Source organism: Phycicoccus avicenniae (genome assembly GCF_050496545.1).
Classification (GTDB): Bacteria; Actinomycetota; Actinomycetes; order Actinomycetales; family Dermatophilaceae; genus Phycicoccus; species Phycicoccus avicenniae_A.
Genome location: NZ_JBNVZV010000003.1, coordinates 166,250 through 180,759, shown reverse-complemented (window position 1 = coordinate 180,759; position 14,510 = coordinate 166,250). Strand labels below are relative to the sequence as shown.

Genomic DNA, 14,510 nt, shown 5'->3' with positions numbered 1-14,510 from the left:
CCCACCCGTTCCCGCGCCGCCGACCCGCTCGCGGTGCCGGCACCCGGCCCGACCCACGGCGGAGGCCGGGGCGGTCGCGGCGGCCCGATGACCGTCGACCCGCGCGACCGCGCCCGCCTCGAGGAGGCGCCGGTCAGCCTGCGCCGCGTCCTCGACCTGTTCCGCCCGCACCGCGGCCGCATCGCCGTCGTCGTCGGCATCATCGTCGTGACGAGCGTCGTCGGCCTGGCCCAGCCGTTCCTCGTCCGCGAGGTCGTCGACGTCGCCCTCCCGCAGCAGGACGTGCGGCTCCTCGTGCTCGCCGTCGCCGCGATGGTCGCCGTCGCGGCTGTCACCCAGCTGCTCGGCGTCGTCCAGACCTGGCTGTCGACCCAGGTCGGCCAGCGCGTCATGCACGGCCTGCGCACCGACGTCTTCACCCACCTGCAGCGCCAGTCGCTCGGGTTCTTCACCCGCACGCGCGGCGGTGAGGTGCAGTCGCGGCTCGTCAACGACGTCGGCGGGATGCAGGGCGTCGTCACCTCGACCGCCACGTCCATCGCCTCGAACGTCACGACCGCCGTCGCCACCGCCGTCGCGATGGTCGCCCTCTCCTGGCGGCTCTCGCTCCTCTCGCTGATCGTCGTGCCGCCGGCCCTCTGGCTGACCCGGCGCGTCGCCCTCCTGCGCCGCGAGGTCACCGCGCAGCAGCAGCGACGGCTCGCCGACCTCAACGCCCAGATCGAGGAGGGACTCTCGGTCAGCGGCGTCCGCCTGGCCAAGACGCTCGGCACCGGTCGCGCTGCGGCAGAGCGCTTCTCGTCGACCTCCTCGGACCTCGTCGGGCTCGAGCTGCGCTCGCAGCTCGCCGGGCGCTGGCGGATGGCGACGATGCAGATCGTCTTCGCGGTGATCCCCGCGCTGGTGTACCTCGCGGCCGGGCTGCCGGCGACGTCGGGGTCGATGACCATCGGCACGCTCGTCGCCTTCACCGCGCTGCAGGGCGGCATCTTCCGGCCGCTCATGGGGCTGCTCAACGTCGGTGTCCAGTGGGTCACCTCGATGGCCCTGTTCTCGCGCGTCTTCGAGTACCTCGACCTCGTGCCGGACGTCCCCGCGCCGACGCACCCGGTGCCGCTCGACCCCTCGCTGGTCTCCGGCCACGTGCGGCTCGACGACGTCAGCGTGCGCTACCCCGGGTCGGACCGGGACGCCGTCTCGGGCGTGACGCTCGACGTGCCGGCCGGTTCGACACTGGCCCTCGTGGGGGCCACTGGGTCCGGCAAGTCCACGCTCGCCGGGCTGCTGGCCCGCCTGCACGACCCTGACACCGGGCGGGTGACGGTCGACGGCGTCGACGTGCGCGACCTCGACCCCGAGGTGCTCGCCTCCGTGGTCGGCACGGTGTCGCAGGAGAGCTACCTCGTGCACGCGTCGGTGCGCGAGAACCTCCTCCTGGCGCGGCCCGAGGCCACCGAGGCCGAGCTGTGGCGGGCGCTGGCCGCCGCCCAGGTCGCCGACCTCGTGGCGTCGCTGCCCGACGGGATCGAGACCGTCGTCGGCGCGCGGGGGCACCGCTTCAGCGGCGGCGAGCAGCAGCGGCTGGCCGTGGCGCGGACCATCCTGCGCGACCCGCCGGTGCTCGTCCTCGACGAGGCGACCTCGGCCCTCGACACCGCCACCGAGCGGGCCCTGCAGGCGGCGCTCGACGATCTCGCCCGGGGTCGGACGACGGTGACCATCGCCCACCGGCTCTCGACCGTGCGGCGCGCCGACCGCATCGCGGTGCTGGACGCCGGTCGGGTCGTGGAGTCCGGGACGCACGAGCAGCTGCTGGCGCTCGGCGGCCGGTACGCCGACCTCGTCGCCGCGGCCGAGGGTGCTCCCGTCCCCGCCTGAGCACCCCACCCCTGCCGGCATCCGGAGAGAGTTGAGGTCTCGGGTGCGAGACAGGATGCGGGGCGGCGTGCTGGTCGCGCGGCGCGGTCGGCCCTCCAATGGGAGGCATGACCGCTGACGCCCCCACCGCCCCGCCCGTCGTCGTCGGGTCGGGCCCGCTGACCGTCGAGGACGTCGTGGCCGTCGCCCGCCACGACGCTCCGGTCCGCCTCGGCGATGCCGCCCTGGCCGAGGTCCGCCGCACCCGCGAGATCATCCGCGGGCTCGCCGACGACCCGCAGCCGCACTACGGCGTCTCGACCGGATTCGGCGCGCTGGCCACCCGCCACATCCCCGTCGACCTGCGACACCGGTTGCAGCGCAGCCTGATCCGCAGCCACGCCGCGGGCTCCGGCCCCGAGGTCGAGCGCGAGGTCGTCCGCGCCCTGATGCTGCTGCGCGTCGCCACCCTGGCGACCGGCCGCACCGGCATTCGCGAGGAGACCCTGCGCACCTACGCCGGGATGCTCGACGCCGGCATCACGCCCGTCGTCCACGAGTACGGCTCGCTCGGCTGCTCCGGCGACCTCGCCCCGCTGTCGCACTGCGCGCTGGCCCTGATGGGGGAGGGCGACGTCCGTGATGCGAACGGCGCCCGGATGCCCGCCGCCGACGCCCTCGCCGCCGCCGGCCTCACGCCGGTCGAGCTCGAGGAGAAGGAGGGCCTGGCCCTCGTCAACGGCACCGACGGCATGCTCGGGATGCTCTGCCTCGCCCTGCACGACCTGCGCGGGCTGCTCGTCGTCGCCGACGTCGCCGCCGCCATGTCGGTCGAGGGGCTGCTCGGCACCGACGACGTCTTCGCCGCGGACCTGCACGCCCTGCGGCCCCAGCCCGGCCAGGCCGTGAGCGCTGCGAACATCCGGAAGGTCATGGCGCACAGCCCGATCCGCGAGTCGCACCGCACGGAGGAGTGCACGCGCGTCCAGGACGCGTACTCGCTGCGGTGCGCGCCGCAGGTGGCCGGTGGCGCCCGGGACACGGTCGAGCACGCCGCCCGGGTCGCCGGGTTCGAGCTCGCGTCGGCGGTCGACAACCCCGTCGTCACCCCCGACGGCCGGGTCGAGAGCAACGGCAACTTCCACGGCGCGCCGGTCGCCTACGTCCTCGACTTCCTCGCGATCGTCGCGGCCGACCTCGCCTCGATTTCCGAGCGCCGCACCGACCGCTTCCTCGACGTCTCGCGCAGCAACGGCCTGCCGCCCTTCCTCGCCGACGACCCCGGCGTCGACAGCGGCCACATGATCGCCCAGTACACGCAGGCGGCCATCGTCTCGGAGATGAAGCGGCTCGCCGTGCCGGCCTCGGTCGACTCGATCCCGAGCAGCGCGATGCAGGAGGACCACGTCTCGATGGGCTGGTCCGGCGCCCGCAAGCTGCGGCGCTCGGTCGACGGCCTCGCGCGCGTGCTCGCCGTCGAGGTGCTCACCGCCGCCCGTGGGCTCCAGCTGCGGGCGCCGCTCGAACCGGCCCCCGCATCCGGTGCGGTCGTCGCGGCGCTGGTGGCCGCCGGAGCATCGAGGCCCGGGCCGGACCGCTTCCTCGCCCCCGAGGTCGAGATCGCCCACCGTCTCGTCATCGACGGCACGGTGCGCCGCGTCGTCGAGGAGGTCACCGGCCCCCTCGCCTGACCCCCGAGACCGCTCCCACATCGCGAACGTGGGTGAAACCCTTCGGTATGGCGAAGGTTGTCACCCACGTTCCGGAGGAGGGCCGGAGTGGCGTCAGGCGGTGCGGGTGGCGCGGACCACGAGGTCGTCGGCGTGGTGCGCGCCGGCGCCGCCGCTGATGAGCCGCGGCCGGCGCTCCTCGAGCACCTCCCACCCGTCGGCCTCCCGCAGCCCCGCCGCGACGTCCTTCGGTGCCAGCAGCGTGTCCGGGTCGAACCCGTGGGCGATGGCCCGCTCGCGGTCGACGTCGGCGTGGTGCACGACGAGCAGCGTGCCGCCCGGCGCGACGAGCGCGGCGAGCTGCGCCACGGGGTCGATGTCGAGGGAGATCGCCGGGTAGAAGACCGAGACGAGGTCGAAGCCGGCATCCGGCAGCTCGACCTCGCCGAGTCCACCCCGGAGCCACGTCACCTCGACCCGGCGCTCGCCGGCCGCCCTGCGCGCCCGCTCGAGCGCGACGCCCGAGGGATCGATGGCCGTCACGCTCCATCCGCGGGTGGCGAGCCAGACCGCGTCCGCACCCTCGCCGCACCCGACGTCTAGCGCGCGGCCGGGCACCAGGGCTGCCGCCTCGACGGTGAGCCCGTGGTTCGGCTCGCCGCTCCAGATGCGGTCGGTCTCGGAGTAGCGGGCGTCCCACACGGACTCGTCGTCGCGCAGGGCGTACCCGTGCTCGTGCCGGAGGGGCGTCCCGGAGCCGTGCTGGTGGTCGTGGCCCGCGGCGTGGCCGGCATCGTGCGTACTCATGCCCCGAGTGTGCTCCGCCGGGGTGCTGCGCGTGGGCATCCCGTTGCCGTTCCGGCAACCGGCACGACGCAGGACACCCGGCCACGTCTCGGATGCCAGACGCCGACGGCCGATGCCCCCTCCTGCCGCGCCCCCGGCGCCGCGACAGTGGGGGGAACGCGACGAAGGAGACCGACATGGACGGCGCCCGCCCGGTCCGCAGCCCCCGCGGCACCACCCTCACCGCCCGCCAGTGGAGCACCGAGGCCCCGCTGCGGATGCTCATGAACAACCTCGACCCCGAGGTCGCCGAGCGCCCCGACGACCTCGTCGTCTACGGCGGCACCGGCCGCGCCGCCCGCGACTGGCGCTCCTTCGACGCGATGGTCCGCACCTTGACCGACCTCAGGGCCGACGAGACGATGCTCGTCCAGTCCGGCCGCCCGGTCGGTGTCTTTCGGACCCACGAGTGGGCGCCGCGGGTGCTGCTCGCGAACTCCAACCTCGTCGGCCACTGGGCGACCTGGCCCGAGTTCCGCCGCCTCGAGCACCTCGGCCTGACGATGTACGGCCAGATGACGGCCGGCTCGTGGATCTACATCGGCACCCAGGGCATCGTCCAGGGCACCTACGAGACCTTCGCCGCGGTGGCCGAGAAGCGCTTCGGCGGAACGCTGGGCGGCACCCTCACGCTCACCGCCGGCTGCGGCGGGATGGGCGGCGCGCAGCCCCTGGCGGTCACCCTCAACGACGGCGTCTGCCTCGTCGTCGACGTCGACCCGAGCCGCCTCCACCGCCGCGTCGAGCACCGCTACCTCGACGAGGTCGCCGACGGCCTCGACGACGCCGTCGAGCGCGTCCTGCGCGCCAAGGCCGAGCGCCGGGCCCTCTCCGTCGGCGTCGTCGGCAACGCCGCCGAGGTCTTCCCCGAGCTGCTGCGCCGCGGCGTCCCCATCGACGTCGTCACCGACCAGACCAGCGCCCACGACCCGCTCAGCTACCTGCCCGAGGGCATCGGCCTCGACGAGTGGGCCGAGTACGCCGAGAAGAAGCCCGAGGAGTTCACCGACCGCGCCCGCGCCTCGATGGCCCGCCACGTCGAGGCGATGGTGGGCTTCCTCGACGCCGGCGCCGAGGTCTTCGACTACGGCAACTCGATCCGCGACGAGGCCCGTCAGGGCGGCTTCGCGCGCGCCTTCGACTTCCCCGGCTTCGTCCCGGCCTACATCCGCCCGCTGTTCTGCGAGGGCAAGGGCCCCTTCCGCTGGGCCGCGCTCTCCGGCGACCCGAAGGACATCGACGCCACCGACCGCGCGGTGTTGGACCTCTTCCCCGACAACGACCGGCTCCAGAAGTGGATGCGCGGCGCGCGCGAGCGGATCGCGTTCCAGGGCCTGCCGGCGCGCATCTGCTGGCTCGGCTACGGCGAGCGCGAGAAGGCGGGGCTGGCCTTCAACGACCTCGTCGCCTCGGGCGAGGTCAGCGCACCGCTCGTCATCGGCCGCGACCACCTCGACTGCGGCTCGGTCGCCTCGCCCTACCGCGAGACCGAGTCGATGCTCGACGGCTCCGACGCCATCGCCGACTGGCCGCTGCTCAACGCGATGGTCAACACCGCCTCGGGCGCGAGCTGGGTGTCCATCCACCACGGCGGGGGCGTCGGCATCGGCCGCTCGATCCACGCCGGGCAGGTCTCGCTCGCCGACGGCACGGCGCTGGCCGCCGAGAAGCTCGAGCGCGTGCTGACCAACGACCCGGGGATGGGCGTCATCCGGCACGTCGACGCCGGGTACGAGCACGCCGACGAGGTGGCCGAGGAGCGTGGCGTCCGGGTCCCGATGCGCGAGGGCATCTGACCCCCCGAGCCCACTGATTGCGCATCCGCCACCTCGGAGGGCCCGAATCGGCCTCCGCGAGGTGGCGGATGCGCAAGAAGTCGGGTGGTGTGGCCCCGGGTCAGCGGGGGGTGACGGGGTCGGTGACGTCGGCGACCTCGGCGTCGAGGGCCGCGACGAGGGCGTCGGCCCCCACCGTGGCCGCCACCCCGTGGGCGCCGGCCCCGATCGAGACCGTCCGGCCGGTGAGCGTGGCGTCGGCGACGACGGGCAGCGCCCGCAGCGACCCGAACGGCGTGATGGTGCCGCGCTCGTAGCCGGTGACGTCCCGGGCGACGTCGGCCGGAGGCATCGAGAGCCGGTTCACCCCGAGGTGCGCGCGCAGCTTGGGCCAGGAGATCTCGCGGTCGCCGGGCACGAGGACGAAGAGGTGGTCGTCCTCGCCGCGGCGCACCACGAGGGTCTTGACGATGCCCGCCGGCTCGACGCCCCGGAGGCGGGCCGCCTCCTCGAGGGACCCCACCCGTCCGTGGCTCGTGATCTCGTGGGCCAGCCCCGAGGCGGCGAGTGCCGCGCGGGCCCGGTCGGCTCCGTCGTCCATGGCCGTCAGCCTAGGGCGACAACCGTTCACCGACATCGTCTCCCCGGCGAGACAATCGCTCGTCCCTCCGCCCCCACCAGCCCGTCCGGCTTGGTCCAATGGTCGACATGTCCAGCAGGCAGGTCCCCGACGGGGCGACGCTGGCCTTCCGGAGGATGTGGCAGGACCTCGAACCGCTGGGGCTCGACGCCACCACGGGGGGCTACCGCCGGTATGCCTGGACCCGGACCGACCACGACCTGCGCGAGTGGTTCGCCGGCGAGTGCGCGGCCCGCGGCCTGGACCTGACGACCGACCGCATGGGCAACCAGTGGGCGTGGTGGGGCGACCCCGACGCCGCGGCCGCCGCCGGCACGCCCGGGGTCGTCGTCGGCTCCCACCTCGACTCGGTGCCCGACGGCGGGGCCTTCGACGGCCCGCTCGGCGTCGTCAGCGCGCTGGCCGCCGTCGACGCCCTGCGCGCGAAGGGCTTCCGTCCCGACCGGCCCATCGGCGTCGTGAACTTCGGTGACGAGGAGGGATCCCGGTTCGGCGTCGCCTGCGCCGGGTCGCGCGTCATCACCGGGGCGATGTCCGCCGACCGCGCCCGCGGCCTCAAGGACCTCGACGGCGTGACGATGGCCGAGGCGATCGAGCTCTCGGGCGGCGACCCGCGCCACCTGGGCCGCGACGACGAGACCCTCGCCCGGGTCGGCACGTTCGTCGAGCTCCACGTCGAGCAGGGCCGGGCCCTGGACCTCCTGGACCGGCCGGTCGGGGTCGGCAGCGACATCTGGCCGCACGGCCGCTGGCGCATCGACGTGCCGGGGGAGGCCAACCACGCCGGCACGACGGCCCTCGACGACCGCGAGGACGCGATGCTGGGCCTGGCCGCGGCCATCATCTCGGCCCGCCGGTCCGCCGAGGAGCACGGCTGCCTCGCGACGATCGGCAAGGTCGAGGTCGTCCCGGGCGGCGTCAACGCCGTCGCCAGCTGTGCCACCGCCTGGCTCGACGCCCGCGGCACCGACGCCCACGCCGTGCGCCGCGTCGTCGCCGACGTGCGCGACGTGGTCGCCGACTTCGACGCGCTCGTCACCGAGGAGTCGTGGACGCCCACCACCGACTTCGACCCCCTCCTCGTGCGGAGGCTGTCGACGCTGCTCGGCGGGATCCCGGTCATCGGCACGGGTGCCGGCCACGACGCGGGCATCCTCGCCAACGCCGGCGTGCGCACCGCGATGTTGTTCGTGCGCAACCCGACCGGCGTCAGCCACAGCCCCGACGAGTGGGCAGCGGCCGATGACTGCCTCAGCGGCGTCGCCGCGCTCGCCGACGTCGTCACCGACCTCGCGGGACCGACTGCTGCATGACCACGTACTGGTGCGAGCACGCGGTGCTCCCCGGGGGTGCGCGGCGCCACGTCCGGGTCGTCACGGAGCGCGGCCGCATCCTCGAGGTCGTCGGCGACCAGCCGATGGAGCCCGGGGACGTCGTCCTCCACGGGCTCGTCCTCCCCGGCCTGGCCAACGCCCACAGCCATGCCTTCCACCGGGCGCTGCGCGGCCGCACGCACGGCGAGGAGGGCAACTTCTGGACCTGGCGCGAGGGGATGTACGCCCTCGCGCGCCGGCTCGACCCCGACTCCTACCGCCGCCTGGCCACGGCCGTCTTCGCCGAGATGGTGCTGGCCGGCTACACGGCGGTCGGGGAGTTCCACTACCTCCACCACGGCCCGGACGGGACCCCCTACGACGACCCCAACGCGATGGGCGTCGCGCTCGTCGAGGCAGCGGCGGCGGCGGGCATCCGGCTGACCCTCCTCGACACCGTCTACCTCGCCGGCGGCCTGACCGGGGGTGGGCACGTGCCCCTCGACGCCGTGCAGCAGCGGTTCTCGGACGGCTCGGCCGAGGGCTGGATCGAGCGGGTCAGCGCCCTGCGCCCGGGGGAGGGCTGGCGGGTCGGGGCCGCCGTGCACTCGGTGCGCGCCGTGCCGCTGGACGACCTGGCCGTCGTCGGTGACGCCGCCGTCCGCGAGCTGTGGCCGCTGCACGCCCACATGTCCGAGCAGCCGGGCGAGAACCTCGCCTGCGAGTCCTTCTACGGCCGCACCCCGGCCCGCCTCCTCGCCGACGAGGGCCTGCTCACGGGGACCACCTCGCTCGTCCACGCCACGCACCTCACCGACGACGACGTCGCGCTGCTCGGCGGGTCCGGTGCCTGTGCGGTCTTCTGCCCCACGACCGAGCGCGACCTCGCGGACGGCATCGGCCCGGCCCGCGCGCTCGCCGACGCGGGGGCGCGGCTCGCGGTCGGCTCGGACCAGCACGCCGTCGTCGACCCGTTCGAGGAGGTGCGCGGGGTGGAGATGCACGAACGCCTCGTCAGCCTCGAGCGCGGCCGGTTCGCGCCGGCGGACCTCCTCGCGATGGCCACCCTCGACGGCTACCACTCGCTCGGCTGGCCGGACGGTGGTCTCATCGCCGGCAACCACGTCGCCGACCTCGTCGCCGTCCGCACCGACAGCCCGCGCACCGCGGGCTGCTCCCTCGACCAGGTGCTCTACGCCGCGACCTCGGCCGACGTCACCGACGTCGTCGTCGCGGGCGAGCACGTCGTCAGTGCAGGCGTTCACCGTCTGGGTGACGTCGGGCGGCTTCTCTCCGAGGCGATCACGGCGGTCCGCCGATGAGTGGCGGTGCGGCGCAGCTCGTCACGGGTATCGGCCGGCTCGTCACGTGCGCCGGGCCCGACGGTGACCTGCCGGTCGCCGACCGCTCGGTGCCGGCCGAGGAACGCCTCGGGGTGCTCACCGACGCCGCGCTCGTCGTCGAGGACGGCCGCGTCGCGTGGGTCGGGCCGGCCGACCGGGCTCCCTCCGCCGACCGGGCCACCGACGTGGGCGGCCGCGCCGTCGTCCCCGGGTTCGTCGACAGCCACTCGCACCTCGTGTTCGCGGGCGACCGGTCCGCGGAGTTCACCGCCCGGATGGCGGGAACCCCCTACGACGGCGGGGGCATCGGCGTCTCCGTGGCGGCCACCCGGGACGCGACCGACGACGAGCTCCGTGCCCTCCTCGCCGCCCGCGTCGCCGAGGCGCGTGCGCTGGGCACGACGACGCTCGAGGTGAAGGGCGGGTACGGGCTGACCGTCGAGGACGAGGCGCGCTCGCTGCGCCTGGCCGCCGAGGTCACCCCGGAGACGACCTTCCTCGGTGCCCACGTCGTGCCGCCCGAGGCCCGCGGGGACCGCGCCGGCTACCTCGACCTCGTCACCGGCCCGATGCTCGCCGCCTGTGCTTCGCACGCCCGCTGGGTCGACGTCTTCTGCGAGCCGAACAGCCCGCACGCCTTCACGGGGGAGGAGGCGCGCCGCGTCCTCGTCGCGGGGCGCGATGCCGGGCTCGGGCTGCGGGTCCACGGCAACCAGCTGGGGCCCGGTCCGGGCGCGCGGCTGGCCGTCGAGCTGGGCGCGGCCTCCGTCGACCACTGCACGTTCCTCGACGACGCCGACGTCGAGGCGCTCGCCGGGGCAGCCGACACCACCGCGGCCACCCTGCTGCCGGGCGTGGAGTTCTCGACCCGGATGCCCTACCCGGACGCCCGCCGCCTGCTCGACGCCGGCGCCTCGGTGGCGCTGGCCTCGGACTGCAACCCCGGCACGTGCAACACCGCGTCGATGCCGTTCGTCATCGCCCTCGCCGTGCGTGAGCTGCGGATGACCGCGGCCGAGGCGCTCGTGGCGGCCACCGTGGGTGGGGCGCGGGCGCTGCGGCGCGAGGACGTCGGCCACCTGGCGGTGGGGGCCAGGGCCGACCTCGCCGTGCTCGAGGCGCCCGGCCACGAGCACCTCGCCTACCGGCCCGGGATGCCCGTCGCCCGAACCCTCGAGCTGGCCTGACCGCGCCGGCTCCCGCCCTGGCCGCGCCGGGACCACGACCCGAGGTCGCAGGGGTGTGCGCCCGGGACCCGGTCGTTCCGACAGGGATCCCGGTCACCAGGGGAGGGATCGTGGTCGCGCGGTCAGGGATCCCGGTCGCCGGGGGAGGGATCGTGGTCGCGCGGTCAGGGATCCCGGTCGCGGCGACCGCATCTCCGGGAGCACAGGGTGCGTCCTCGGGGCCACGGTCAGCGCTGGACCGCCCGGCCCGGTGCCCGGCGGCTCGCGGGCGGGCGCGGCTCAGCTGACCGGCTGGTCCTTGATCTCGGTGGGCAGGTGCCCGGCCGAGCTGCGGTAGTACTGCGCGGCCTTGCGCTCGGTGAGGGTGCGCGCCGCGCCGACGGCCAGGCCCATGACGGCGGCGTACGCGAGGGCCTTGACGGCCGGGGCGTCGGGGTTCTTCGGGTTGATCTCGTCCTGACCGGCCTTGGCCCAGACCATGTTGACGAGCTTGGTGGCGACGATCCCGGCGAGGATGGGCCCGCCGGTCCCGAGGATCTTCCAGGCGAGCTTTCCCATGGTCGTACCTCTCGACGGATCCGCAGGTCAGGCGACTGCCCGACCGGTCCTCGCCACTCTAGTGCGGACGGGGATATGCTCGGGACGTCCAACGACAGGGGAGCGCCCAGGCGCTGAGAGTGCGGTCCGACCGCAGACCCTCGAACCTGATCCGGTTAGCACCGGTGGAGGAAGTCGGGAATCTCAGGTGTGCTCCACCGTCGCACGGCCGCGCCGCGGTCGCGTGCCGGTGGGGTCACGCCTCCCCGAGGTCATCACCGACCACGGGAGAAGCACAGACATGGCCACGTCCACCACCGACGCGCCCTCGCGTCGCTCCGTCACGGCGACCGGGCGCCTCGCGTCCTGGCGCACCGTCGACATCATCACCATCGCGTTCCTCGGTGCCGCCTTCGGCATCGTCTTCTGGGGCTGGGCCTTCGCCTACGAGCCCCTGAGCAAGCTCGTCACCGTCGCGTACGTCCCCCTCACCGGGCTCTTCGCGGGCACCTGGTTCCTCGCCGGCGTCGTCGGCGGGCTCGTCGTGCGCCGGCCGGGCGCCGCCCTCTTCTGCGAGGTCGTCGCCGCGCTCGTCTCGATGCTCCCCGGCACGCAGTGGGGTGCCTCGACGCTCGTCAGCGGCGTCCTCCAGGGCCTCGGCGCCGAGCTCGCCTTCGCCCTCCTCGGCTACCGCGCGTGGGGCCCGGCTGCCGCCGCCCTCGCCGGCGCGCTCTCGGCCCCGCTCGAGTGGGTCTTCGAGGTCATGAAGTTCCCGGCCTCGTGGGCCGACGTGCCGGTGCTCGGCACGGTCGCGGGGGGCGGCGGCTGGTACGCCGAGCTCGTCCTGCGCGACAAGATCGCCTACCTCGGTGCGCTCGGCGTCTCGGGCGCGGTGATCGCGGGCGGGGTCGGGTGGCTGCTCACCCGGCAGCTGGCCCGGGCCGGGGCGCTGTCCGCCTTCCCGGCGGGCCAGGAGGTCCAGGAGGCCCGGGCTGTCTGACACCGTGCGCACCGCGCAGCGCGGGAGCGTCGAGGTCGAGGGGCTGACCTGGCGCCCCGTCGGCCGCCGCGAGCCCGTGCTGCGCGACGTGACGCTCACCGTGCGCCCCGGCGAGCGCGTCCTGCTCGCCGGGGCGTCCGGGGCCGGCAAGTCGACCCTGCTCCGCGCGCTCACCGGGATGCTCGGCTCGCTCGAGCCGGGCGAGCTCTCGGGGTCGGTGAGGCTCGACGGCGTCGCGCCCGGCGAGCGCCCCGGCGCGGTCGGGCTCGTGCTCCAGGAGCCCGGCAGCGGTGTCGTCGCGGCCACCGTCGGCCGCGACGTCGCCTTCGGCCTCGAGAACGTCGGGGCCGACCCCGCCGGCATGGCCGCCACCGTCGAGCGTGCCCTCGCGGCGGTCGGCCTCGGCGACCTGCCCCTCGACACCCCGACCTCCGCGCTCTCCGGCGGGCAGACGCAGCGCCTCGCCCTGGCCGGCACGCTCGCCCTCGACCCCTCGCTCGTCCTCCTCGACGAGCCGACCGCGATGCTCGACCCCGGCTGTGCCGCCGAGGTCCGCGATGCCGTGGCGGCCCTCGCGGCCGACGACCCGCGGACCCTCGTCGTCGTCGAGCACGTGCTCGGTCCGTGGGTGCCGCTCGTCGACCGGCTCGTCGTCCTCTCCGCCGACGGCCGCGTCGTCGCCGACGGCCCGGTGGCGGAGGTGCTGGCCGCCGAACGCGACACCTTGCTCGCGATGGGCCTCTGGGTGCCCGGCGAACCGGCCCCTCGGCCGCTCCCGGTCGACCCCGCCCTCGTGGCGCGTCCCCAGACCGGCCGGAACGAGTCCGCCCTCACCGCGACGCCGTTCGCGGTCGAGCGCACGGTCCGCCTCGTGGACGGCAGCAGCCGCACGGTGCCCGCAGCCCGGCTGGACGAGCCGCTGGATGCCCCGCCGGGCGGCCTGACCGTCCTCGTCGGCCCGAGCGGCTCCGGCAAGTCGACCGTCCTGGCGACGCTGGCCGGGTTCCTCGACCCCACCCCGGACGGCGCGGTCCGCGTCGGCCCCGGCGACGAGGCGGCGGACCCGCGCCGGCTCGACGCGGCCGGCCTGGCCGCCCGGCTCGCCTGGGTCCCGCAGTGGGCCAGCTCGACCCTCGTGGCCCGGACCGTCGTGGACGAGGTCCTCGTCACCTCGCGCACCCTCGGGCGAACCGACCCGCAGGAGGAGGCGCGGGCCCTCGCCCTGCTCGACGCCCTCGGCCTCTCGGAGCTCGCCGCGGCCGACCCCCGCCACCTGTCCGGCGGCGAGCAGCGGCGGCTCGCCGTCGCCGCTGCCCTGCACCACGGGCCGCCGGTGCTCCTGGCCGACGAGCCGACGGTGGGGCAGGACCGGCACACCTGGGCCGCGGTCGTGGGTCTCGTCGCCGCCCACCGGGCCGCCGGCGGTGCGGTCGTCGCCGCCACCCACGACGCCGAGGTCGTGGCGCGCGCGGACCGGGTGCACTCGCTCGTGGCCCCCGCGAGGCCCCCGGAGCCGGTTTCCCGACGGGTGCCGCTGGCCGCCCGCTGCGGACCGCTCGCCCTCCTCGCCGGCGCGATGCTCGGCATCCCGGCGGGCGTCGTCTCGCCGCACTGGACGACCTCGCTGGTGGTCCTCGCCGCCCAGGTGGTCCTCGCCGGGGTGGCCCTGGCCGCTCCCGGGCCGGGGCCGGCCCCGACCGGCAGGCTGCGTCGAGTGCTGCTGCGCACCCTCCCGGGTGCGCTCGCCGCGCTGTCGACCGGATGGTCCACCTGGTGGCTCGCCGGCCACGACCTCGACACCGCCCTCACCGTCGCGCTGCGGGTGCTCCTCATCGTCATCCCCTCGGCCGTGCTCCTGCCGTGGGTCGACCCCGACCGGCTCGGTGACCACCTCGCCCAGCGCCTCCACCTGCCCGACCGCCCGGTCGTGGCCACGGCCGCGGCGCTCCAGCGGGTGCACACCTTCGGGGCGGTCTGGACCGAGATCGGCCGGGCCCGACGGGTCCGCGGGCTCGGGTCGAGGGTGCGCCGTCCGGGGGAGGTCGCGCGCCACCTCGCCGCGTCGACGACCGGACTGCTCGTGCGCACCCTCGGCGCCGCCGTCGAGCTGTCGGTGGCGATGGACGCCCGCGGTTTCGCCACGGCCCGGCGGCGCACCTGGTGGGCACCGGCGCCGTGGCACGGAGCGGACAGCCTGCTCGTCCTGCTCGCGACCCTCCCGACCGTCCTGGCGGTCCTCGTCCGCTCCGGCGGATGACGCCGGTCATCCGGGGAACCTGCCTGTCCGGAGGGGGGATTGATCAATCCTCGGTCGACGAATAGTAGAACAAGGTCAAGTCTTG

Annotated in this window: 11 protein-coding genes and 1 riboswitch; of the genes, 8 read left to right on the top strand and 3 right to left on the bottom strand. The window is 75.4% G+C overall.

The annotated features are described in order from the left end of the window. Positions 1-87: 87 nt before the first annotated feature. Together ACQZ2A_RS03955 and hutH are read left to right on the top strand one after the other, a co-directional pair. Positions 88-1,878: an ABC transporter ATP-binding protein gene (locus ACQZ2A_RS03955; RefSeq protein ID WP_430207536.1), complete on the top strand. Its 1,791-nt coding sequence runs from the start codon at positions 88-90 to the stop codon at positions 1,876-1,878. A gap of 107 nt (positions 1,879-1,985) precedes the next feature. Further along, complete coding sequence (gene hutH, locus ACQZ2A_RS03950) at positions 1,986-3,548, top strand: histidine ammonia-lyase (protein WP_430207343.1); 1,563 nt, start codon at positions 1,986-1,988, stop codon at positions 3,546-3,548. 93 nt (positions 3,549-3,641) lie between these two features. Here the strand turns inward: hutH and ACQZ2A_RS03945 are convergent, their stop codons facing one another. Further along, complete coding sequence (locus tag ACQZ2A_RS03945) at positions 3,642-4,334, bottom strand: class I SAM-dependent methyltransferase (protein ID WP_430207341.1); 693 nt, start codon at positions 4,332-4,334, stop codon at positions 3,642-3,644. Positions 4,335-4,510: 176 nt separating this feature from the next. Between ACQZ2A_RS03945 and hutU the strand changes: the two genes are divergently transcribed. Continuing rightward, complete coding sequence (gene hutU / locus ACQZ2A_RS03940; protein WP_430207339.1) at positions 4,511-6,169, top strand: urocanate hydratase; 1,659 nt, start codon at positions 4,511-4,513, stop codon at positions 6,167-6,169. Positions 6,170-6,269: 100 nt separating this feature from the next. Here hutU and ACQZ2A_RS03935 read toward each other — a convergent pair whose 3' ends face one another. Beyond that, the gene (locus tag ACQZ2A_RS03935) at positions 6,270-6,749 is read right to left on the bottom strand and encodes an aminoacyl-tRNA deacylase (protein ID WP_430207336.1); all 480 of its coding nucleotides are present in this window, start codon (positions 6,747-6,749) and stop codon (positions 6,270-6,272) included. A 107-nt stretch (positions 6,750-6,856) separates the two neighbouring features. Between ACQZ2A_RS03935 and ACQZ2A_RS03930 the strand changes: the two genes are divergently transcribed. The 3 genes from ACQZ2A_RS03930 to hutI are packed head-to-tail and all read left to right on the top strand — an operon-like array spanning position 6,857 to position 10,631. After that, a complete protein-coding gene (locus ACQZ2A_RS03930; RefSeq protein ID WP_430207334.1) occupies positions 6,857-8,101 on the top strand; it encodes an allantoate amidohydrolase in 1,245 nt (414 codons plus the stop codon). Beyond that, positions 8,098-9,423 (top strand): formimidoylglutamate deiminase, encoded by a 1,326-nt coding sequence (locus ACQZ2A_RS03925; protein ID WP_430207331.1) that lies wholly within the window; start codon positions 8,098-8,100, stop codon positions 9,421-9,423. The genes ACQZ2A_RS03930 and ACQZ2A_RS03925 overlap by 4 nt, the downstream gene beginning before the upstream one ends. Then, complete coding sequence (gene hutI / locus ACQZ2A_RS03920; protein WP_430207328.1) at positions 9,420-10,631, top strand: imidazolonepropionase; 1,212 nt, start codon at positions 9,420-9,422, stop codon at positions 10,629-10,631. The genes ACQZ2A_RS03925 and hutI overlap by 4 nt, the downstream gene beginning before the upstream one ends. A 279-nt stretch (positions 10,632-10,910) precedes the next feature. Here the strand turns inward: hutI and ACQZ2A_RS03915 are convergent, their stop codons facing one another. Beyond that, complete coding sequence (locus tag ACQZ2A_RS03915) at positions 10,911-11,189, bottom strand: DUF4235 domain-containing protein (RefSeq protein WP_430207325.1); 279 nt, start codon at positions 11,187-11,189, stop codon at positions 10,911-10,913. An 86-nt stretch (positions 11,190-11,275) separates the two neighbouring features. Next, positions 11,276-11,379, top strand: a riboswitch (TPP riboswitch). A 90-nt stretch (positions 11,380-11,469) separates the two neighbouring features. On the opposite strand from ACQZ2A_RS03915, the gene ACQZ2A_RS03910 reads away from it, so the two are divergent. Continuing rightward, positions 11,470-12,168 (top strand): ECF transporter S component, encoded by a 699-nt coding sequence (locus tag ACQZ2A_RS03910; protein WP_430207324.1) that lies wholly within the window; start codon positions 11,470-11,472, stop codon positions 12,166-12,168. A gap of 4 nt (positions 12,169-12,172) precedes the next feature. Then, on the top strand, positions 12,173-14,425 hold the full coding sequence (locus tag ACQZ2A_RS03905) for an ATP-binding cassette domain-containing protein (protein ID WP_430207321.1): 2,253 nt from the start codon (positions 12,173-12,175) through the stop codon (positions 14,423-14,425). Positions 14,426-14,510 lie beyond the last annotated feature (85 nt).

Excerpts from the sequence above, each read along its gene's own strand:
- ACQZ2A_RS03955 (WP_430207536.1), top strand. The coding sequence starts at position 88 with ATGACCGTCGACCCGCGCGACCGCGCCCGCCTCGAGGAGGCGCCGGTC.
- hutH (WP_430207343.1), top strand. The coding sequence starts at position 1,986 with ATGACCGCTGACGCCCCCACCGCCCCGCCCGTCGTCGTCGGGTCGGGC.
- ACQZ2A_RS03945 (WP_430207341.1), bottom strand. The coding sequence starts at position 4,334 with ATGAGTACGCACGATGCCGGCCACGCCGCGGGCCACGACCACCAGCAC.
- hutU (WP_430207339.1), top strand. The coding sequence starts at position 4,511 with ATGGACGGCGCCCGCCCGGTCCGCAGCCCCCGCGGCACCACCCTCACC.
- ACQZ2A_RS03935 (WP_430207336.1), bottom strand. The coding sequence starts at position 6,749 with ATGGACGACGGAGCCGACCGGGCCCGCGCGGCACTCGCCGCCTCGGGG.
- ACQZ2A_RS03930 (WP_430207334.1), top strand. The coding sequence starts at position 6,857 with ATGTCCAGCAGGCAGGTCCCCGACGGGGCGACGCTGGCCTTCCGGAGG.
- ACQZ2A_RS03925 (WP_430207331.1), top strand. The coding sequence starts at position 8,098 with ATGACCACGTACTGGTGCGAGCACGCGGTGCTCCCCGGGGGTGCGCGG.
- hutI (WP_430207328.1), top strand. The coding sequence starts at position 9,420 with ATGAGTGGCGGTGCGGCGCAGCTCGTCACGGGTATCGGCCGGCTCGTC.
- ACQZ2A_RS03915 (WP_430207325.1), bottom strand. The coding sequence starts at position 11,189 with ATGGGAAAGCTCGCCTGGAAGATCCTCGGGACCGGCGGGCCCATCCTC.
- ACQZ2A_RS03910 (WP_430207324.1), top strand. The coding sequence starts at position 11,470 with ATGGCCACGTCCACCACCGACGCGCCCTCGCGTCGCTCCGTCACGGCG.